The sequence below is a fragment of the Polaromonas sp. genome, from assembly GCF_012927455.1.
Taxonomy (GTDB): domain Bacteria; phylum Pseudomonadota; class Gammaproteobacteria; order Burkholderiales; family Burkholderiaceae_C; genus Polaromonas.
Genome location: NZ_JABBPE010000002.1, coordinates 265,455 through 285,687, shown reverse-complemented (window position 1 = coordinate 285,687; position 20,233 = coordinate 265,455). Strand labels below are relative to the sequence as shown.

The following is a 20,233-nucleotide window of genomic DNA, read 5'->3' as shown; positions in this document are numbered from 1 at the left end:
GCCGATTAGCTCTTAAATTGATAGCGGGATACGCATACTGCATAAGCGTTAGAGGCTAAAATTGTATAAATTTAAAGTAAAGCATCCCGTCAGGAAAGACTAAATGGAACTTGAACTGAGAACCTTGTGGGCAGCCATCATCTGTTATGTGCTGGGCGGCTCGCTGGCGATAGGCGCGGTGGTGCTGAAAAGGTGTCCGGAGCGAGTCGTGCTGGCGCTGATTGCGTTCGGCTGGTTGCTGCATACCGCAGCACTGCTGATCCGCTGGGAGCGGCTGGGGCAGGGGCCGTTCGTCTCCATGTTCGAGATACTGTCGAGCAATATCTGGAGTTTGGTACTGGTGTTCGTCATCACCTATTGGCGTATTCCGTCGATCCGGCCATCGGCGGCAGTGGTCATGCCCATACTGTTTGTGATGATGGGTTGGCTGATGCTGTCGAGCCCTGGCGAAGTGCATTTTCCGCGCACGTTTCGCACGCCCTGGTTGTATATTCATGTCGGCTTGGGTAAAGTTTTTCTGGGCTCGATGCTGGTGGCGGTTGGACTGGCAGGTGTGATCCAGATGCGACGCACGGCTTCGGGCTCGTCCTGGTTTCTGCGTCTGCCCGAAGACAAGCGGCTTGATGACCTGGCCTATCGCTTCATGGCGCTGGCGCTGATATTCAACGGCTTGATGCTGGTGGCCGGCGCTATTTGGGCGCAGGACGCATGGGGGCGCTATTGGGCTTGGGATCCACTTGAAACCTGGGCCTTCATCACTTGGCTGTTGCTGGCACTCGCATTGCATCTGCGCATGACGTACAAGCCATCGCCCCGGCTGTCGTCGGTGATGGCGTTTGCAGTGTTTGTCATTGCTTTTTTGACGTTTTTCGGTGTGCCATTTCTGTCGGATCGACCCCATCAAGGGACGTTTTGAAAATGCCTGCAGCAACCCAATACGACCGGCCAGGTTTTCGCGGCACTGATACAGATAGGCCGTCCGCGCTAAGGGTGCATCCCGATGTGCGCGGCGTGGCGGGGGGCTGGCTGCTGCTGGCGTTGAGCGCACTCGCGCTCTCGACACTGTGTGCCGTGCTGCTGATTGCCGCGCGCACACCCTTGTTCGGAACAGTCGCCACTTCTGGCGAATTGTTTGGCCGAGCCCTGGTGCTTCATGTCAGCCTCGCGGTGGTGGTCTGGTTTCTAGCGTGCGCTTCCGGCTTTTGGTCGCTGGCAGCTGGCGTTGCGGCGAGCCCTTTACGCTGGGCTGTTCTGGCGCTGGCAGCGGCGGGACTGGCCTCGATGGTGACACCGCTATTTTTTGGCGCCGCCGCGCCGGTGCTGGCCAACTACGTGCCGGTTCTCAATCATCCGATGTTTCTCACGGGTCTGTTGCTGTTTCTTGCCGCTGTTGCGCTGTGCGGCGTAGCTTCTTTGCGCGGCATGGTGCGCCGATTAAAAGAAGCACCGGCCTGGCGTCTGGGCGCATTGCTGTCACTGCTTGTCGCAGCGGCAGCGCTGGGCGCATTGATCACCTCCATCGCCAAGGCGCAGTGGCCGCCCAGCCAAGCGGCATTTGAGATTTTGGCGTGGGGTCCGGGCCACGTCCTGCAGTTCCTCCATGTGATCTTGCTGATGAGTGTCTGGACCGTTCTGGGCGAGCAGGTACTGGAGCAACCTATTGCGCCGCGCCGGTGGCTGGCTGGCCTGCTGGTGCTGGCCGCTGCGCCGGTTCTGGTCGTGCCTTTCATTTACCTCGCCTATCCCATTGACAGCCCTGATTTTCGGCGTGCCTTCACGCTGCTAATGGCTCTGGGCGTCTGGCCAGCAGCCGCGCTGCTGGCGCTGCGCCTGTTGCTGCAGCTCAAGCGGGCGGGGCGCGCCGTTTGGTCGGCGCCGCAAGCGCCAGCGTTGTTGATGTCGATTCTGCTGTTCTTGCTAGGATGCGTTTTGGGCGCGATGATTCGTAACGACACGACCATGGTGCCCGCTCATTACCACGGCACCGTCGGCGCGGTAACCCTAGCCTATATGGCGCTCGGCTACCAGTTGTTGCCGGCGTTCGGGCTGGTTGGCTATCAAGGGCGTCTGGTTCGCTGGCAGCCAGTGTTGTACGGCTCAGGCTTGGTAATTCTGGCACTGGCTCTTGCCTGGTCGGGTTGGCTTGGCGTGCCGCGCAAAACCTTGCATGTTGATGTCATCGTTCAGTACCCGGCGTATTTTGCAGCCATGAGCCTGGCCGGGCTGGGCGGCTTTCTGGCTATCAGCGGGGCTGCGCTGTTTGTCTTGAATATTTTGCGCAGCCTGCGAGCCAAGGCGCGGCCAACACCGCTACGCCGGGACCGGCGCGATGTGCGGTGGTCGGCCATCGCGCTCACGGCCGCATTGACTGTAACGCTTGGCACCCTGCTAGCTTATTGGCCAGCCGACAGTGGCGGCGTCGTTACGGCGCAGGGCGCGGATCCGCGCAAAGATGCAATCGGTCCGGCCACACTGAAAAGCAAGTCCGAAATTGATCATCTTTTCTCTCAGGGTGTTGCCTCACTCAATTTAAAGCAGTACGACGCCGCGGCAAGTCAATTGCATCGGGTGCTCGAATTGGCCCCGAAGATGCCGGAAGCGCATGTCAACATGGGATTCGCCTTGTTGGGTTTGCAGCGTTACGACATGGCCAGGACATCGTTTGAAAATGCCACTGCCTTGAAGCGGGATCAACTTAATGCGTATTTTGGCCTGGCAGTTGCGCTTGAAGGCTTGCGCGATTTGCAAGGTGCGTTGGGCGCAATGCGCAGTTACGTACATTTGAGCAAGTCAGACGATCCGTATTTGCGCAAGGCCAATGCAGCAATTTGGGAATGGGAAGAGGACTTGAAAAAACAAGGGTCGGTGGCCACAGTGCTCACCAATAAGTCACTTCCCGCAATTGAGAAAATCCCGGTCCCCCGTCCCATTACCGAGAAAAAGTCACCCTGATGGAATTCTTGGCAAACAATGTGACGCAAGCTCAACAATAAGTACGAATAAACGTAACGTTGGCGTAAAAATTGCATGATTTCCAACTTGTTTAGGTCAACAGTGCCGCCCAACGTCTTTCACAGGCCTGGCATCGAGCGATTAACCGCCTCGCAAAACGCGGTGAAGTAACCTAATTCTTCACGCGCCGTCGATGCCGACTGGCACGGTCTGCGTGGAAATCGGATGTCAACTGCGAACGTCGCCCGGATCGCGTCGGGACGAGATAAAGAGCCCGTGCCGCAGAATCAGCCATTGCAAGGGCTAGGAGGAAACCAGGTCATGAATACAGAACGCTTACGTGATGGGGGGCAGGCCCGTTCCATGCCCGCTGTGGTGTTCTGGATTGGATTGGCTGTTGTTGCCTTGGGTCTCATGATTTTGGTGGAGTATTTGGCAACAAGAACTTCCCGCTTGGGCATGCCGTTTGAACGATTAGTTTCCTATCAGTTGGTTAGTTATGCCAATTTGCTGCTGATTGGTTCTACCATCCTTTATTTAAGCCATCTTCGCTTCACTTCTGAAAGGGTCGGGCGCTGGGCATCGGGCTTCGCTACAGTCGGTGCAATCTGCCTCACGCTGGGTATGCTGGTGCGCAGGGTTGAAGCTTTCTACGTGCATCCGGTAGGTCAGGCGCCGATTGCTGGTTTGTACGAAGTTATGTCGCTGTTCAGCGCTATTACCGTAGTGATCTATCTCGTCATGGAGAAGGTTTATAGGACCCGTTCGGCAGGCGCTTTTGTCATGCCCATTGTTGTTAGCGCGGTGTTGTTCGAGATTTGGCTGGTCTCCAATGACCAGGCGGCTCCTGACTATCAGGTGCCATTATTCAAGAGTTACTGGATCCATGCGCATGTCTTGACCAATTTCCTTGGCTATGGCGCGTTTGCTGTTGCCGCGCTATTGGGTGGGGTGTACTTGCTGCGTCATCGTGCCGAGCGCCACGGTGTTACTGAAGGATTTGCGATGCGATCGTTGCCGGATTTGTGGAAGATTGACCGGTTGATACATCAGGCAATCTTGGTGGGATTTCCGCTGTTTACGTTTGCAACCATCCTGGGCGCCGTTTCGGCCTACGAGGTCTGGGGACGATTTTGGGCATGGGACCCCAAGGAAACGTGGGCACTGGTTGTCTGGTTAACCTATGCGTTTTATTTTTACTTGCGCTACGTCAATCACTGGAGTGGCATGCGCGCGGCGTGGTGGGCAATCATCGGATTTGCCGTAACCGTATTTTGTTTCTTCGGCGTTAATTTGATATTTTCAGGCTTGCATTCATATGATCAATTGAGCTTGTGGCTCCCCGATGCAATCCTGGGCGCGCATTGAGATGGTCAGGTTTTGTCGCTGCTTTGGCGCTATATTGGAGGCTCCTGTGCGAAGGAAATCGCAGCGAATAGCCCTGTCCATCATGGCTGTATTGTTGATGTCGGTTGCTGGGTGTAAAAGGCCGGAATCCGTAGCTCCTCAGTTGGTGGAAGGGCAGGCATTTCCATCGTTCATGTTGAATTACGTGCTGGGCGAAAACGCCAATACACCGGCTTTCCAGGGGAAGGTGTTGGTGCTCAATGTTTGGGCCACTTGGTGTCCGCCGTGCCGCAAGGAGATGCCCAGCCTGCAACGCTTGAGTCAGACGCTCGATCCGAAACGCTTCTCGGTGATAGGTTTGTCTACCGACCGCGACGCTCTGTTGGCAACCGAGTTCCTTGCGCAAGGCGGCGTCACTTTCAGCAACTTTTTTGACCCGAACGGAAAAATGTCCAAGCAGCTTGGGCTAAGGGTTTATCCAGAGACTTTTCTGATTGCGCCAGACGGTACTTTGGTGCGGCGCGTTACTGGTCTGCAAGACTGGAGCAGTCCGGAGATGTTAGCCTTGCTGGAGGATATTTATCGAACTGAGCGGGGTAGCAATGTCCGCAATTAAATTCATAAAAATCGTCCCCGTTACTAATTCTGCAGAGCTGGCCAAATCGGCCTCGGGAACGCCGACGCCAGATCTACCAACCCAGATGCTTCCTGCTTCGCGCAAGCCGTCCCGTTTCAATTTGTCGATTCGCACCAAAGGCCTGATAGTTTTTGCGGCGCTGATGATTTACACGCTCATAGTAGATGCATTCATTTATCACCAAAAAGAATTATTGCTTCGTGATTTTGATGAAATTCAACAAACACTCGAAGCCGAAGGCCTGTTGAAGCAAGTGGATGTTTCGACATTCCACACAGTGATGGCGATATTTGCTAATTTTGACGCGCCAGATCGCGGTGCTGGACTGCAACGCATCGCAATGCATCAGCAATCAATTCTGAGTCGCCACGCAGAGCTTGTCAGCCGCTTGCCGAAATTAGAACTGAGTTTGGTGAACATGAATGCTGCCTGGGACGATGCGCGCCAGGACCCGTCCAGAAACAACCTGAATCGTCTGGTGGTGGAATTGATCAAGATAAAAAATTCGGTTGGGGCGATGACCGAACAATCGCAAGACCGGCGCAAGCAATTGTCGGAACGTTACCGCACCCATAGCGATTCGGTGGCTATCACTACATTCATGCTGGGCATGTTGGGCCTGGCTTTGCTGGGCGCAATTATTGGGCTCTTTTTCCGGCGATTGACAGACGATTTGCGGACTTTGCAAGCCAGAGCGCTGGACATTGTGAAAGGCTATCGAGGTGCGCCGATTCCAGTCACGCGTCATGACGAGGTCGGGCAACTGATATCAGCCGTCAATGGGATGGAGCGTGCTTTGGATACGCGCGAAAAGGAGCTCATGGTGGAACGACAAAAGTATTTCCATCAAGAAAAGATGGCGGCAATCGGCACTCTTGCGGCCGGTGTGGCGCACGAAATTGGCAATCCGATCGCCGCTATTTCGGGCATTGCGCAAGAGATGGCCGAACGCAAAATGGAGAAGCTGAAGGCCTGCCACGAATGCAGGCCTGACCTGATTTATGCGCAGACGCAGCGCCTGACCGCCATTACGCGGGAGATCTCGGAGTTCGCATCGCCGCAGGCTGTTGAACCGCAGTTCCTGGACTTGAATGGCCAATTGCGCAGCACAAGCAGCTTGATTCGCTACGACAAACGTCTTCAGCGCGTGGCACTGAAGCTCGACCTTGACCCGCAGTTACCGGCTATTTATGGTGTCGCCGACCAATTGACTCAACTCATCATGAACCTTCTCATCAACGCCATGGATGCGCTGGACGGCATGCAGGGACGCGCGGCGGCAATCACCATTTCGACACGTTGCGACTTGGAACGGATCGTCATGAAAGTTGAAGACAACGGCCATGGCATGGACCAGGCCACCTTGGTGCGCGTGTTTGAAGCTTTCTTCACGACCAAGCCGGCGGGCAAGGGTACTGGCTTGGGGCTGTCCCTGTGTTACTCCATTATGAAAAAACATGGCGGCACCATCGAGATTGAGTCGACACCTGGTGTGGGAACCCGGGTGCAAGTTTTTTTCCCTTTGTCTGAAACTGCCTACAACCAAGCGAACTCCATATGAAATCGATGGACGTCATGGTGATTGATGATGAGCCGGCGATCCGACAGATATTGACAGCGCATTTAAGCCGGGCAGGCTACAACGTGCTGCAGGCATCGAACGGGTTGAACGCCTTCGAGTTGCTCTCCAAAGGTGATATTGATGTCGCAATTTGCGATATCAAAATGCCAGACATCAGTGGCATCGAGCTGGTGAGGCGCGCGCGCGCTGCCGGCATCGACACAAGTTTCATCATGATGACTGCGTTTGCGTCGGTCGATACCGCGATCGAAGCCATTCAGGCCGGCGCTGCCGATTACATGATTAAGCCGGTGCGAAACGAGGAAGTTTTGCACCGGCTCGTGAAAATAGCGGACCTGCGCGGTTTGCGTGCCGAAAATCGTGTTTTGCGGAGCCTGGTGTTAGGTAAGAAAAAGGATTTGTTCGGCTTCGCGTCAGCGCCTATGCGCGATCTGGAGCGATTGATAGACAAAGTCTCGCCGACAGACAGCACCGTTCTTATAACAGGCGAAAGTGGCACGGGCAAGGGCGTTATTGCGCGGCGTATTCATCAGCAGAGTCCCCGGGCCAGCGAGGCCTTCATTCCGGTCAATTGCGGTGCGCTGCCAGAGAACCTCATGGAAAGCGAATTATTTGGTCATACCAAGGGCGCATTCACCGGCGCCGACAGGGCCAGGAAGGGACTTTTTCTGGAGGCTGACAAGGGAACCATTTTTCTTGACGAGATTGGTGAGTTGCCGCTGCAGCTGCAGGTCAAGCTATTGCATGTCATTGAGGAGAAGTCGATCCGGCCGGTGGGGAGTGAGCAGGCCAAGCGCGCCGACGTACGTATCGTGGCGGCGACCAATCGCAATTTGGCGCAGATGGTCGCCGAAGGCAAGTTTCGCGAGGATCTGTATTTCCGTTTGAGCGTCTTTCAGATCCATGCGCCCCCATTGCGCGAGCGGCGGCAAGATATCCCCGGATTGGTGCGATTCTTGCTTCAAAGAGGTGCCAAGCGTTTGCTCGAAGGCGCTCCGATTCTGATCGATCCTGAAGTGGAAGAGCTTCTTGCAGCTTATGAATGGCCGGGCAACGTACGGGAAATGGAAAATGTGATTGATCGTGCGCTGATCCTGGCGGACGACGGACACGTGACTTGCGCCGATCTTCCGCCGCAGATTGCCAAGGGCAAGGGCGTGGGAACGACGGTCACGACGCCGCTGGATTCGGGCAACAACTTGCGCGAGCAGGTGAGAAGCTTTGAAAGTGCGCTAATTGGAAAGGCTATCAGTGATGCCGACGGTGACAGGCGAATAGCGGCGCAAAAGCTGGGAATTGGTTTGTCCAGTCTTTACCGGAAATTGGAAGAGTATGAAACGTTGGGACTGTTGCAGGTCAGCGCAGCGCTACAAGACGACCCTCGTCAGGCTTGACCCGGTGGTCAAGCGAGATCGTTTGAATCGGAATGGAGAAGCATATGAAAACTAGCAAAAAGCAAACTGGCACGAAGCATGGCATGCACAACAAATGGCTACTGTTGGGTGCGCTGACGCTGATGTTGGGGCTTGTCGCGCCTTTGGCGATGGCTGGGCCGGAGCAAGACAACGAACAGGCCGTCAAGGAATTTAACCGAGGTGATCTGGTCGCTTCAATAGCTTTGTGGCGAAAGGCCGCCAACGCGGGTTACGCGCCGGCGCAAGTCTGGCTCGGCGATGTCCTCGATAAATCCGAGGAGGATGCAGAAGCTGTTGAGTGGTACCGCAAGGCCGCTGCGCAGGGTGATGCCGCCGGTGAATATGGATTGGGACAGATGTACGCCAAAGGCGAAGGGGTGAAAAAGGATTTGGTGGAAGCGCGATCGCATATTTTGCTCGCTGCCGAAAAGAACCATCTGCCCGCGATGATGGTGATGATGGGAGCTTACAGAGTTGGTGGCCTGGGTGTGACTCCCGATGCAGCGCAAGCCGATGCATGGGAAGCAAAGTTGGTCGCGCTTTCTCCAACCTACAAAAAAGATCCTGTGAGCACTCAGGGCAAACCGAAAAAGGTAAACGGTAAATGAAACCAGATATGAAAGGCCGGGCCAGCACAATGCCCGGAGCGGGGCGGCTAGCCGGCGCGGCGGTGATCGGATACGTGTTGCTGACGGCGGGTGGCGCGCTGCATGCCGCCGACACCTTTAAAGGCAGGCAGCTGTATACAACCAACTGTGTGACTTGTCACGGCGCAACCGGCAAAAGCGTGATTCCGGGCGCCCCCAATTTAGGTCTGGGCGACGGCATGATGCGCCCCGATTTCACCCTGCTTAACGCCATTCGCTCCGGCAAAAACGCCATGCCTGCCTTCCGGGGCATTCTGTCCGACCGCGACATCATGGATGTCATCGCCTACATGAGGACCTTGCATTGATCCGTTCGTTTAAATACTTATTGTTAAGCGCACTGCTTGCAACGTCCGCTCATGTCACTCATGCGCAGCAAGGAAAAAAGGCCGACAGCGTGACGCCGCTCAATGTGATTGAGACTTTTGACGTTGGCGACAACGTCTATGTCCGCGCTCTGACAGTCGAGCAAAAAACCAACGCCCTGTGGGTGGGAACATCCAAGGGGGTTCACGAAATAGATGTGAATTCCGGCAAGCTGCGACAGACTTTTAACCGCGACAGCGGGCTGGCCAACGAATACGTGTTCGCCATCGGCATTGACCACGAAGGCTACAAGTGGTTTGGCACCAATGCGGGTGGCGTATCGCGCTACCGCGACGGCAAATGGAAAACCTATTTCCCGATGCACGGCCTAGCCGATTATTGGATTTACTCATTTGCCAGCCAGAAGAATGGCGATTTGTGGATAGGTACCTGGGCCGGCGCCAATGTGGTCGACATGAAGAATCTGAAATTCAAGACCTATGTCAAAGAGCTTATCAATGAGTGGGTGTACGGTCTTGGCGTTGATGCCAAGGACCGTGTGTGGTTTGGCACCGAGGGCGGTGTCTCCATGTTGGACGGCAAGACCTGGAAGTCATGGACGCACAAGGATGGCTTGGGAGCGGGCAACCCCAACAAGTTGCTGGCCAGCCCGAATACCGGGTTGGGAACACGTTCACGCCATGACCTTGGAATGGCTTCGAAAGACGGAGCACCGTCTTACAACCCCAACTATGTGTTTTCGATTCAGGTGGCGCAGGATCAATCGGTCTGGGCTGGCACTTGGGGTGGCGGAGTCAGCCGCTTCGACGGCAAGACATGGAAAAATTTCACGGTCAAGGATGGCTTGGCCGGCGACATCGTGTACAGCATCGCGCAGGATGCCAAGGGCGTATTTTGGTTTGGTACCAACAAAGGACTGAGTCGTTACGACGGCAAAACCTGGACCAGCATCGACAGCACGACCGGACTGCTCGACAACAACGTATATGCCGTCGCGGTTGGCCCTAACGGGGACATCTGGGCCGGAACCCGGCGCGGCGTCGCGCATGTGGGTCAATCAAAAGGTAAATAGGAAGAACATGGCGAAAATGAACACAAAATCGGCAAGTATTATCGCGGCCAGTGTGGTTGGTGTGGCGGCTTTGGTGGGCGCGGCCTATTACAGCGGCATGAAACAGACGCAAAAGGCGCCGGAATCGGCGATGCAGTTGCCGGTCGCTGGGCAACTCAAAGCTGGCGCGCAGACGCCGCCATCGCATCCCCAAGCCAATGCCAGTGCGAGCGCGGGCGCGAACGCGCCACCAGCGCAGGCTGGCAAGGTGCAGGTTGACCCAAACGCCAAGTTCACCCATTTCAGAGTCGGCAACCGCAATGTCAAGTCCATGTTTCTGGAGGAAAAAGTGCTGTGGGTTGGCACCTCTGGCGGCGTAATTCGTTATGACACCAGTACCGATAACTATCGCTTGTTCGATGCCCGCAACGGCTTATTGTCAAACGGCATCTTCCACGTCAGTAAACTGGGCGACAAGATACTGGCCGGAACTTATGGCGGCGGCATGTCTTTGTACGATCCAGTCAAAGACACCTGGGAAAACTACAACATTCCAGACGGCCTGGGCGATGCCTTTGTATACGGTGCGCTGACGGTCAAGAACGGCGACGTCTGGGTGGCGACCTGGTCAGGCGTCAACCGGATACGCGGCGGCGCGCTCAAAGACCGCTCAAAATGGGATCTATATACCGTCGAAAACACCAAAAACGGTTTGCCCAACGATTGGGTCTATGGCGTGGCCGAAGGTAAGAATGGCGAAATATGGTTGGCCACCGAAGGCGGTCTGGCACGCTATAAAGACAACAAGTGGGACAACTGGAACCACGCCAAAGGCCTCGGTGCACCGTTTGAAAAGGTGAAGGACGACATCAAGTTCAACACTGATCCGGCTCAGGTTTCGGAGCACCATGCCAAGCAAAAAGAGGAGATGGGACTGAAAGGCATCACGGTCGCCTACAACCCCAACTATATTGTTGCCTTGCAGGTCGATAACGACGGCGTGGTCTGGGCCGGTACCTGGGGCGGCGGGCTGGCGCGCTTCGATGGCAAGACCTGGCGCAATTACACGGTGGCCGAAGGCTTGCCGGGCAACCACGTGTTCATGCTGCATCAGGACCCCAAGGGAAAACTGTGGGTTGGCACAAACGCCGGTTTGGCTCGCATGGACGGCGATAAATTCACTGTCATGACGACCGAGCAGGGCCTGTTTTCAGACAATGTATTTTCGATGGCGACCGGCCCGGCTGGTGATCAGTGGATCGGCAGTTTCGGTGGTGTCGCCCATTTGAAGGCGCCGCCAAAATAGCGTGATAGCGCTGGAGTCTCGCCGCTTTTGCTGACCCGGTTCTATTCAGGATTGATCAGCAAAAGCTGAGCGAATCCCTTATTTCATTTTCAGATCGTTCGTACACTTTGTCGGCTTCGTTTAGCCGAACGTCTGTGCTGTAGTCGTTTCGCCTTCGCGTTAACCAATGTTCTGGAAACGGAATTAAGCCATCGCGTGCTCAAGGAAAGCGAACCGCCGCCGCACCCGGCACCCAGGGCGGATACTTGTCCATCGTGCAGCTATACAGATCGGACGCCAGCCAGTTCGTCAGCCAGCGCTGCAGGTCTGGCCAGGGCTGCTGGTCAAACCAGGCTTGGTCGGTTTGCGCAAACTGTCGCACAAACGGCGCAACCGCCATGTCCGCCCACGCCGCGCGCTCGCCGAAAAGGTGGCTTGTCTTGGCCAGCTGCGCATCGAGCTGTGCCAGAAAGCGCGCGCCTTCGGTGCGCTGAAACTGCGCAGCTGTGCACCCGTTCTGTTCGATGGTTTCGTCGACACGTTCACTCGCAAAGCGTCCGGGGTATTTGTAGCGGTCCAGCTGTCGCTTGAAACCGCCATCACATTCGGCGATCAACGCCTGCATGTCTGGCAGTGAGCCAAGCTCTGGCATCAGCCAGTGGTCGGGATCATGCTGCTCCAACGCCCAGCGCATGATGTCCAGGCTTTGGTCCAGCACTTGACCGTGCCGCGTGATCAGTACCGGCACCGTGCCTTTGGGCGAAGCCTCCAGCAGCCCCTGTGGCTTGCTTCGCAACATCACTTCGCGCAACTCGCAGACCACGCCGCTAACTGCCAGCGCCAGACGCGCCCGCATGGCATACGGGCAGCGCCGAAAGGAATACAGGATGGGCAGGCTGGCCGGCACGTTGTCGCTTGATCGGTGCTGTCAATCGGCGCTGTCTGGAGTCGCTGCTTGGGGCGCCGCCTCGGTCGCTGCGCGCATGCCGATATGGCCCTGCTCGCGCGCCTCTGCCAGCCCGACCTGGCGCTGGCGCTCCCGGTATCCGCGCTTTTGCTGCTCGGTGGTCGTAGCATGGCAGCGTGCGCAACTGACGCCCAATTCAAACAACGCCGAGGCTCGGTCCTTCTCGCTCAAGGGGTCGCGACAAGAGCGGCACAGCGTGTAGTGGCCCGCGCTCAGCCCCTGGCCGACCGATACGCGCTCATCAAATACAAAACATTCGCCCTGCCAGCGGCTTTGCGCCTGGGGCACGGTTTCCAGGTATTTCAGGATGCCGCCTTCGAGGTGGTAGACCTCCTCAAAGCCCTGCGCCCGCAAGAACGCCGTGGATTTTTCGCATCGAATGCCGCCGGTGCAGAACATCGCCACCTTGGGCTTTTGGCCGTTAGCCGCAGCCAGCTTGCCGCCCTCACGCATTTCGCGCTCAACCCAGCCAGGCAGCTCTGAAAAGCTGCGGGTGGCCGGGTTGACCGCTCCTTTAAACGTGCCGATGGCCACTTCGTAGTCGTTGCGCGTGTCGACCAGCACCACGCCCGGGTCGTCGAGCAACTGGTTCCAGTCGGCCGGCTTGACGTACTGGCCCGCCATGAGGGCGGGGTGCACGCCGGGCACGCCCAGGGTGACGATTTCGCGTTTGAGGCGTACTTTCATGCGGTAAAACGGTAGCAGCTTGGTAGAGGCCTCTTTGTGCTCCAGCGAAGCCAGGCGTGGGTCGCGGCGCAGAAATGCCAGTACGGCATACACGCCGTCAACGCGTCCAGCGATGGTGCCGTTAATGCCCTCCGACGCCAGCAGCAGCGTGCCTTTCACGCCGTGCGCTTCACAGCACGCCAGCAGCGGCGCCTGCAGTTCGGCAAAGTCGGGCAGCTCGACGAATTTGTACAGTGCGGCGGTCAGGAAGTCAGGCATGGGATGAAGGGACAGGTGAAGAGGGTGGCGGGCAAAAAGCCCGCAGTCTCAATCGTAACGGCTTGACCGCCAAGCGCGAGCCGCTGAGGACAATAGCTGGGGAGTCTCGCCAGAAACACCAGATTTTAAGTTTCCCGCGTGTGTTCAGGTGAATTTGTTGCAGTGCAGCAAAATGAGTTATGCTTATTTCCAGTCATCAAAAGTTAGTCTTGGCACCGTCCTACGCAGGCATGGCGCCCCCCCCCATGACATCGTCCACTCCCACTCCCACCCCGTGCTCCGCGCCATGGCCAAGAGCCTGAGCAGCCTGTGGCTCAAGAGCGTGCGGCGCCTGAGCAAAGTCCAGAAGACGCAGCAGGCGCGCGGCCGCAAGCTTATCAAAAGCCTGCTGCCCAAGGCCGTGCGCGCGGCGCCAGTGCGGCGTGCCAAGCCAGTCAAAACCGCAGCGCCCAAAGCGGTCAAGCGCAGCCGCCAAGTGGTAGCCAAGCCGGTGCCCCCCGTCCCTGGCTTGCCCGGGAGCTGGCAAAAATCGTACTTTTCCGTGCCCGGCGCAGGCCAGCTGGCGCCCGCGCGGCGCCTGCTGTACTGGCTCTACCAGCCTGCGGGCAAAGCCCCAACGCCGCGCCCGCTGGTGGTCATGCTGCACGGCTGCCAGCAGACAGCAACCGATTTTGCCGCCGCCACGCGCATGAACGAACTGGCCGAACGCAAGGGCTTTGCCGTGCTGTATCCACAGCAATCCGTGGCCAGCGATTCACACCGCTGCTGGCACTGGTACCAGCGCGCCACGCAACAGGGGCAGGGCGAGGCCGGACTGATTGCCGCCATGATTGCGCAGGTCCAGGGCAAGCACGGCTTGGATGCGTCTCGCACTTATGTGACGGGGCTGTCGGCCGGCGCGGCGCTGGCCACCATCGTGGCGCTGCGCTACCCCCACATGATTGCCGCAGTGGGGCTGCACTCGACGCCGGTGTTTGGCACCAGCGACTCGCCGATGAGCGCTTTTCGCGCCATGCAGCAGGGCTCTGGCCGGGCGCACAGTGAGGCGACTGCCTTTGCCGAAGCGCTGCCGCAATTCCCCGGCATGCCGGCGGTACTGATCCACGGCGAGCGCGATGCGGTGGTGCGGCGCATCAATGCCGAGCAGCTGACCCGGCAGTTCGAAATCATCAATGCCGCCTTCATCACCCGCGACCAGCCGGTGCGCCGCAGCTATGCGGCGCGCAGGGGTGGGCGCAGCCCGCGTCACGGCTACCAGACCACCAGCTACTATGCCGGCAGAAAACCACAGCTGCTGCGCTGCCAGATTGATGCGCTGGGCCACGCCTGGAGCGGCGGGGACGAGCGGCTGGCCTTCAGCGCGCGGGAAGGCCCTGACGCGACGCTGCTGATGTGGACTTTTTTTGCGCTGCACCGGCGAATTGCGCTAGTGCCCAAGCCCTGACAGGGCCCGTGTTCCGGCATAGCTCGCAACGTCGCGATGCTGCCGCCGAATGCTGAGGTTGCGTTTTTGAGCATCCGTAGGTAAAAAAGTGATCGAATATGCCTCTAGCCCAATAGCTACGGGCGCAAGCAGCTATTATTTTTGTAGCAGATTGGTGGTGGCGTTCTGCTCAAAGCGTGCGCGCAAGGCCTCCACCCGCGCCCGGTTGACGCCAAGGTCTTTCTGGCCCAGTCGGCTGGCCGAGCGGACGTGAATCACAGCGGCCGCTTTGTCCAGAAAGAACTCCACGTCGTCGGTGAATTTCAGCCAGCGAGTCGTGCATTGCGCGTACAGGTAGTCAGGTTCGCGCTTGACCAGCACGCAGCCCTCGTTGGCCTCCAGCAACGCGGCCAGACTGTGCAGGGCTGCCTTGCCATCGCCCACGAACTTGAACGGCGTCACTTCGGCGTAGCTGCGCTGCGGATGGTCGGGATAGAGTCCGGCCTGGCTGGAGACGCTATTGGGCGTCAGGGACGGCGTTTTGAGCCGGTCTTGCTGCACGCCCAGCCCAGGTGGCGGCTGGCCGCGCAGAAAGCCGAGCTGGCCGGCGGCAAAAATAACGACAACCAGCACAAGCGCCAGCAGGGCAACGTATCCGATGATTTTCATGGCTGAACTACTCCTGAATTAATAGCTACCCGCGCCGATTCCATATGGGTCAAGACCAATTTTAAGCATGAACGTCAGCGTTCAAACAAGCCCACATGAGCGACTTCCCGTGATGGCTTGCCAGTGGCGCGGCTCTACTGGCGTGATGGACAGGCGATTGCCCTTTTTCAGCACCAGCAGATCGGCCAGCTCGGGCCGGGCGCGTAGCGCGGGCAAGCTCAAGGTGGGGATCTTGCGCAGCAGTTGCACGTCCACCAGCAACCAGCGCGGCGCGTCGGGTTTTGAAGCCGGATCGAAGTAGGGCGACTTCGGGTCGAACTGGGTCGGGTCGGGGTAGGGCGTGGAAGCCACGCGTGCGATGCCTACGATGCCCGGCTGGTCACAGCTTGAGTGGTAGAAAAGCACGCCGTCGCCTACGTGCATGGCGCCCTTCATAAAGTTGCGGGCCTGGTAGTTGCGCACGCCTGTCCAGGGCACCGTGGCATCGGGCGCGGCGAGCGCATCGTCCACCGAGCATTCTTTGGGCTCGGATTTCATCAGCCAGTAGTTCATCGTCTCAAGTTTGCCAGCGTCGGGCCCACATTGCACGCGCTTCTTCCGCCCTCCCTAAAATGGCTTTTTCTGTTCCACCCACGAGAGGTCCACCATGGTCGGCATCCCGCTCACCGAACCGCACGCAGCAAAAATGAGTTTCAAGGTCGCCGTCATGGGCGCAGGCGCCGTCGGTTGTTACTTCGGCGGCATGCTGGCGCGCGCCAGGCATGAGGTGGTGCTGATAGCGCGGCCCCTGCATGTCGAAGCCATAGCTAAAGACGGCCTGCGCATGCAGACCACAACCTTCGACGAACGCGTGTGCCTGGCTGCCAGCAGCGAGCCGGCCGCGGTGCAGGGCGCCAAGCTGGTGCTGTTCTGCGTCAAGTCGCTTGATACCGAAGCCGCCGGCGCGCTGCTGCGGCCGCACCTCGCGTCCGATGCGCTGGTGCTGTGCCTGCAAAACGGCGTGGACAACGCCGACCGGCTGCGCACCGTGCTGCCGGAGCACGCGGTGGCTGCCGCCGTGGTTTACGTTGCCACTGAAATGGCCGGCCCTGGACACGTCAAACACCATGGCCGCGGCGAACTGGTGATCGAGCCTTCAAGCGCCAGCGAAGCCGTCGCGCAGGCGCTGATCGCCGCCGCCGTGCCCACCGAAATTTCAGACAACGTGCGCGGCGAGTTGTGGGCCAAGCTGATCCTCAACTGCGCCTACAACGCCGTCTCGGCCATTGCCCAGCTGCCTTATGGCAAGACGGTGGCAGGCGAGGGCATCAAGGACGTGATGCGCGACGTGGTGGCCGAATGCCTGGCCGTGGCCCAGGCCGATGGCGTGCAGGTGGCGGGCGATGTGCATGCGTCCGTGGCCAAGCTCGCCGCCAGCATGCCCAGTCAGTTTTCATCCACCGCACAAGATCTGGCGCGCGGCAAACGCAGCGAGATTGATTACCTCAATGGCCTGATCGTGCGGCGCGGCAAGGCGCTGGGTATTGCGACGCCGGCAAATCGGGTGCTATGGGCGTTGGTGAAGTTGATGGAGGGAAAGCCTTCCCATTCCTCCCAATGACTCTGAACCACCCAAATTTCGACTTCAGCGAAGTTGCTGAAGGTCACGCCAGCGTTGACGCCACGGCTTCGGCCACACCGGCACAGCGGTCTGCCCTGCAGGCGCAAGCATGGGGAGCGTGGCGCGTGCTGAACTGGGCGGACTGCATGAAGTGGTTGGCGGGATTTGCGCTGCTGGTCTTGTTTCACAGTGCCCACGCCGCGCCGCCGCACCTTGATTTGGAAGTTACGCTCGACCCCGACACCCGGGCCTTCAACGCCAGGGCGGAATTGACAACGGCCGCAGGGCCGCCGCAGCTGCAGCTGAACCCGCTATTCAGGGTTTCCAGTGTCACGTTGAACGGCGTGGCAATGTCCGTTGCCGGGTCGACGGATTCCGGGAGAAAGCCGTCACCGCCCCAGGCCTCAGCACCCGAAACACCGCAACATTTCAGCATGGCGTATTCGGGGACCTTGCCGGCCCTTCCCAAAAGCGATCAGCGCGACGCCTCGGTTCAGGCCGCGCTGTTTGCTTCACCCGAGGGCAGTTACCTGTCGCCCGGCGCGGGCTGGTATCCCGACCCGGGCGTGCCCTTCACGTACACGCTCAAGTTGTCGCTGCCAACAGGCCAGAAGGGGCTCGCACCGGGCAGCCAGCAGCGCGTGAGTGAAATCGGCGCGCGCACCGTCGCAGAGTACGAGTTTGCGCAGCCTGCTGAAGGTGTCTGGATCATGGCCGGACCTTACGAGGTGGCGCAACAATCCGTTGCGCTGGACAACGGCAAAATCGTGACGGTCCGGACCTGGTTTCATGCCGAGCTTGCTGGCCTGGCCGGCGGCTACTTGCAGGACAGCGCCCGCTACATCCAGCGCTACAGCCGCCTCATCGGCGACTATCCTTTCGACGATTTCAGCGTGGTCTCCAGCCCGCTGTCGCACGGCCTTGGCATGCCCAGCCTGACCTACCTCGGACGCGACGTCTTGCGCCTGCCATTCATTCGTGCCACCTCACTCGGTCATGAGGTCTTGCACAACTGGTGGGGCAATGGCGTGTATCCCGAATGGTCCAGCGGCAACTGGTCCGAGGGGCTGACGACCTTCATGGCCGATTACGCCTTCCGCGAGGACCAGTCCGAACCGTCCGCCCGCGAGATGCGGCTTAATTGGCTCAGGGACCTGACGGCCATTGCAGCGCCCGATGAGACAGCGCTGGCGGACTTCAAATCACGCCAGCACGGCATCTCCTCCGTCGTCGGGTACTCCAAATCGGCCATGCTGTTTTTCATGCTGCGCGATGAGATCGGAGCAGCGGCGTTCGACAAGGCAATTCGCCTGTTCTGGCAAGGACAGCGCTTCAAGGCCGCCAGCTGGAAAGATCTCGAAGCGGCGTTTTCACTGGCCGCCGGGCGAGACTTGTCGCGCTTTTTCGCGCAATGGGTGCATCGGCCATCATCGGCCCAACTGGTCCTTGCGCCACGCCGCAATACCGACTCCAAAGGCAGCTTTCGCCTGATTCAGCAGGGTGGGGTGTTTGACATGCTCGTGCCTTTGCGCGTGCGCCCGGCCTCTGGTGCAAGCCGTGATATCGGTGTGCGTGTGCGGGATTGGGAAACAGTGGTCGACCTGGCTTCAATACACGCTGCGCCAGACGCGGCGCAGGTCGAGCTCGATCCCGAGTTGCGGCTGTGGCGCCGGCTGGACCCTGCGACGGTGCCGCCGATTTTCAGGGAGATCTTTATTTCTCCGCGACCAAAGCTGTTTCTCGCCAACCAGGCACTCCAGTGGAAGGTTCCAGCCACGGCTCTGGCGGCCCGACTGCTGGACGCGCAGGCCCGCGAGGTGCGCGAGGCGGAATTGCTGTCTGCATCGGCGCTGCCGACCCTTGTTATTGGAGACGCGAACAGCATCCGTCGTTTGCTGCCTCGCTTGGGCATTGGCGGATTGCCTGATGTTCTACTGCAGGCGAACCCGGCCAATCCAGTTGGGCAGCGGCCGCTCAAGGGGTCCGCCCAGGCATGGACCGCGCGTGCGCCAAGCGGCAGGACCTTCGCCTTCGTGATGGCTGACAGCCCGGACTTACTCGGCACGCTGCAGCGCTCGCTGCCGCACTATGGGCGGCAGAGCTGGCTTTTGTTTCAGGACGGGCGTGTCATCGAGCAAGGCGCATGGCCGGTGCCTGCGCAGAACTTGCGGCTCAATGCCGGGAAGGTCGTCCGGTCACGTTGATTGCGAGCGGCCCGGTTGCACCTCAACGCAGCATGCCGGCGTTCGACCTATGGCGTTAAAAACGACCCAGGCAAGGTAGTTGCATCTCGCCATCAATCGAGCTGCCAGACCACACCGAAATTGACGCCCAGCACGTCAATGCCTGGATTGGGGTCAGTCATGCCGAGATTGGAATGGTGCGTGAAATAGACGCCGCCCGTCAGGCCCAGCTTGTTGCTCAGTTGACGGCGCAGACCCAGTTGGGTGAACCAGTTGAAAGCCAGATCCTGCCCTTGCCCGCCCGGCACGCCCTTTGAATTCAACAGGCCAACGCCGCCGCCTATTTCATAGAAAAGCGCGGTTTTCTGGTCGGCCGACCACAGCTCGAAGGTTGGCGAACCGGCAAACGCGACATAGTAGTCCTCCGGCCCTCTGACAAATGTCTCAGCCACCAGCGCCAGCCGATTGCGCACTGTCAACCTGGCGCCACTTTCGCCTCGCCACAGATCGAACAGCGGGGGGCTGCGCCAGACCGCCTGCGTCGGGACGATGCGGTAGTCGAGCGGTGAGTTGTTTCTAATCTTTCTCAGGTAACCCGTCTCCACTGCGAACTCCCAATGGTCTGCGGGGTGCCGGGCCTGAACCTCTTGGGCCTGAACTTGTTGGAAGCCTCCCAGCAAGGCGAGCAAAAGCCAAAACGCTGGGTGCCACGAGATTTTTTGCATCAAAGTTTCCTTACTCCGCCAAGCCGACAAAACATATTCTGCACATTGTCGTTTGCATCGATGGCAGCCAGGAAAGCTTTAAGCTCCTTCCGGTGAGCGGGGGCCAGGCTGGCCGGGTCAACCAGGTCCCTGGCCTGACGCATGCAGGAATTCTTAACCAAAACCAGGCGTTGAAATTGGAAGCAAGATGCTTAACTCGCCATCGGAGCGCATCATGCAGTCGGAGCCCAAGGTGGCAAAGCGTGGTGCCGGTCGCCGGCGACGCACGGCAGCTTTCCAGTAAAGCCTTGAATAAAAACGCCATGCACCGCCGCGCCGACACCTTGTATGAGGATGCGATGATCGCAGCGACGGCAGTTCGACATCAGCTGGCGGTGGTCACGTGCAAAGGCGCAGATTTTTCTGCTTTTGGCGTTCAGTTGCTAAACCCATCTGAGTCACCCGTTCGAATCTGCCGTAGCTGACTTCTGGAGAGTCT

General features: G+C 58.7%; 19 protein-coding genes. 14 read left to right on the top strand and 5 right to left on the bottom strand.

What is annotated here, in order from left to right; all coding sequences use genetic code 11:
• The first annotated feature begins 103 nt into the window (after positions 1 to 103).
• The 10 genes from ccsA to HHJ18_RS01855 all read left to right on the top strand — a co-directional run bounded on the left by ccsA (position 104) and on the right by HHJ18_RS01855 (position 11,264).
• A complete protein-coding gene (gene ccsA / locus HHJ18_RS01900) occupies positions 104 to 916 on the top strand; it encodes a cytochrome c biogenesis protein CcsA (RefSeq protein WP_296910976.1) in 813 nt (270 codons plus the stop codon).
• Between the two features lie 2 nt (positions 917 to 918).
• Entirely contained in the window at positions 919 to 2,952 is a 2,034-nt protein-coding gene (locus HHJ18_RS01895) for a cbb3-type cytochrome c oxidase subunit I (RefSeq protein WP_296910974.1), read from the top strand.
• Positions 2,953 to 3,273: 321 nt separating this feature from the next.
• A complete protein-coding gene (gene ccsB, locus HHJ18_RS01890) occupies positions 3,274 to 4,320 on the top strand; it encodes a c-type cytochrome biogenesis protein CcsB (RefSeq protein ID WP_296910972.1) in 1,047 nt (348 codons plus the stop codon).
• Positions 4,321 to 4,402: 82 nt separating this feature from the next.
• Complete coding sequence (locus tag HHJ18_RS01885) at positions 4,403 to 4,915, top strand: TlpA disulfide reductase family protein (RefSeq protein WP_296910970.1); 513 nt, start codon at positions 4,403 to 4,405, stop codon at positions 4,913 to 4,915.
• The gene (locus HHJ18_RS01880) at positions 4,902 to 6,497 is read left to right on the top strand and encodes an ATP-binding protein (protein ID WP_296910967.1); all 1,596 of its coding nucleotides are present in this window, start codon (positions 4,902 to 4,904) and stop codon (positions 6,495 to 6,497) included. The genes HHJ18_RS01885 and HHJ18_RS01880 overlap by 14 nt, the downstream gene beginning before the upstream one ends.
• Entirely contained in the window at positions 6,494 to 7,912 is a 1,419-nt protein-coding gene (locus tag HHJ18_RS01875) for a sigma-54 dependent transcriptional regulator (RefSeq protein WP_296910965.1), read from the top strand. The genes HHJ18_RS01880 and HHJ18_RS01875 overlap by 4 nt, the downstream gene beginning before the upstream one ends.
• Before the next feature lie 44 nt (positions 7,913 to 7,956).
• A complete protein-coding gene (locus HHJ18_RS01870) occupies positions 7,957 to 8,541 on the top strand; it encodes a tetratricopeptide repeat protein (RefSeq protein WP_296910963.1) in 585 nt (194 codons plus the stop codon).
• A complete protein-coding gene (locus HHJ18_RS01865) occupies positions 8,538 to 8,888 on the top strand; it encodes a c-type cytochrome (protein WP_296910961.1) in 351 nt (116 codons plus the stop codon). Before HHJ18_RS01870 ends, HHJ18_RS01865 begins: the two co-directional genes overlap by 4 nt.
• Positions 8,885 to 9,979, top strand: a complete 1,095-nt coding sequence (locus HHJ18_RS01860; RefSeq protein WP_296910959.1) for a two-component regulator propeller domain-containing protein — start codon at positions 8,885 to 8,887, stop codon at positions 9,977 to 9,979. Before HHJ18_RS01865 ends, HHJ18_RS01860 begins: the two co-directional genes overlap by 4 nt.
• A 16-nt stretch (positions 9,980 to 9,995) precedes the next feature.
• Entirely contained in the window at positions 9,996 to 11,264 is a 1,269-nt protein-coding gene (locus HHJ18_RS01855; protein WP_296910957.1) for a two-component regulator propeller domain-containing protein, read from the top strand.
• Positions 11,265 to 11,463: 199 nt separating this feature from the next.
• Here the strand turns inward: HHJ18_RS01855 and HHJ18_RS01850 are convergent, their stop codons facing one another.
• Complete coding sequence (locus tag HHJ18_RS01850) at positions 11,464 to 12,150, bottom strand: glutathione S-transferase (RefSeq protein WP_296910955.1); 687 nt, start codon at positions 12,148 to 12,150, stop codon at positions 11,464 to 11,466.
• 21 nt (positions 12,151 to 12,171) lie between these two features.
• Positions 12,172 to 13,155, bottom strand: coding sequence for a rhodanese-related sulfurtransferase (locus HHJ18_RS01845; protein WP_296910952.1), 984 nt, complete (start codon positions 13,153 to 13,155; stop codon positions 12,172 to 12,174).
• A gap of 286 nt (positions 13,156 to 13,441) precedes the next feature.
• Here HHJ18_RS01845 and HHJ18_RS01840 point away from each other — a divergent pair, with 286 nt between their 5' ends.
• Entirely contained in the window at positions 13,442 to 14,599 is a 1,158-nt protein-coding gene (locus HHJ18_RS01840; protein ID WP_296910950.1) for a PHB depolymerase family esterase, read from the top strand.
• Positions 14,600 to 14,734: 135 nt separating this feature from the next.
• Here the strand turns inward: HHJ18_RS01840 and HHJ18_RS01835 are convergent, their stop codons facing one another.
• Positions 14,735 to 15,247, bottom strand: coding sequence for a DUF1499 domain-containing protein (locus HHJ18_RS01835; protein ID WP_296910948.1), 513 nt, complete (start codon positions 15,245 to 15,247; stop codon positions 14,735 to 14,737).
• A gap of 81 nt (positions 15,248 to 15,328) precedes the next feature.
• On the bottom strand, positions 15,329 to 15,799 hold the full coding sequence (locus HHJ18_RS01830; RefSeq protein ID WP_296910947.1) for an EVE domain-containing protein: 471 nt from the start codon (positions 15,797 to 15,799) through the stop codon (positions 15,329 to 15,331).
• Positions 15,800 to 15,893: 94 nt separating this feature from the next.
• Here HHJ18_RS01830 and HHJ18_RS01825 point away from each other — a divergent pair, with 94 nt between their 5' ends.
• The gene (locus tag HHJ18_RS01825) at positions 15,894 to 16,847 is read left to right on the top strand and encodes a 2-dehydropantoate 2-reductase (protein WP_296910944.1); all 954 of its coding nucleotides are present in this window, start codon (positions 15,894 to 15,896) and stop codon (positions 16,845 to 16,847) included.
• The gene (locus HHJ18_RS01820; protein WP_296910942.1) at positions 16,844 to 19,051 is read left to right on the top strand and encodes a M1 family aminopeptidase; all 2,208 of its coding nucleotides are present in this window, start codon (positions 16,844 to 16,846) and stop codon (positions 19,049 to 19,051) included. Before HHJ18_RS01825 ends, HHJ18_RS01820 begins: the two co-directional genes overlap by 4 nt.
• 92 nt (positions 19,052 to 19,143) lie before the next feature.
• Here the strand turns inward: HHJ18_RS01820 and HHJ18_RS01815 are convergent, their stop codons facing one another.
• On the bottom strand, positions 19,144 to 19,755 hold the full coding sequence (locus HHJ18_RS01815) for an acyloxyacyl hydrolase (protein ID WP_296910940.1): 612 nt from the start codon (positions 19,753 to 19,755) through the stop codon (positions 19,144 to 19,146).
• Positions 19,756 to 19,997: 242 nt separating this feature from the next.
• On the opposite strand from HHJ18_RS01815, the gene HHJ18_RS01810 reads away from it, so the two are divergent.
• Positions 19,998 to 20,219 carry a hypothetical protein gene (locus HHJ18_RS01810; RefSeq protein WP_296910938.1) on the top strand — a complete coding sequence of 74 codons (222 nt, stop codon included), beginning with the start codon at positions 19,998 to 20,000 and terminating at the stop codon, positions 20,217 to 20,219.
• The last annotated feature ends 14 nt before the right edge of the window (positions 20,220 to 20,233 follow it).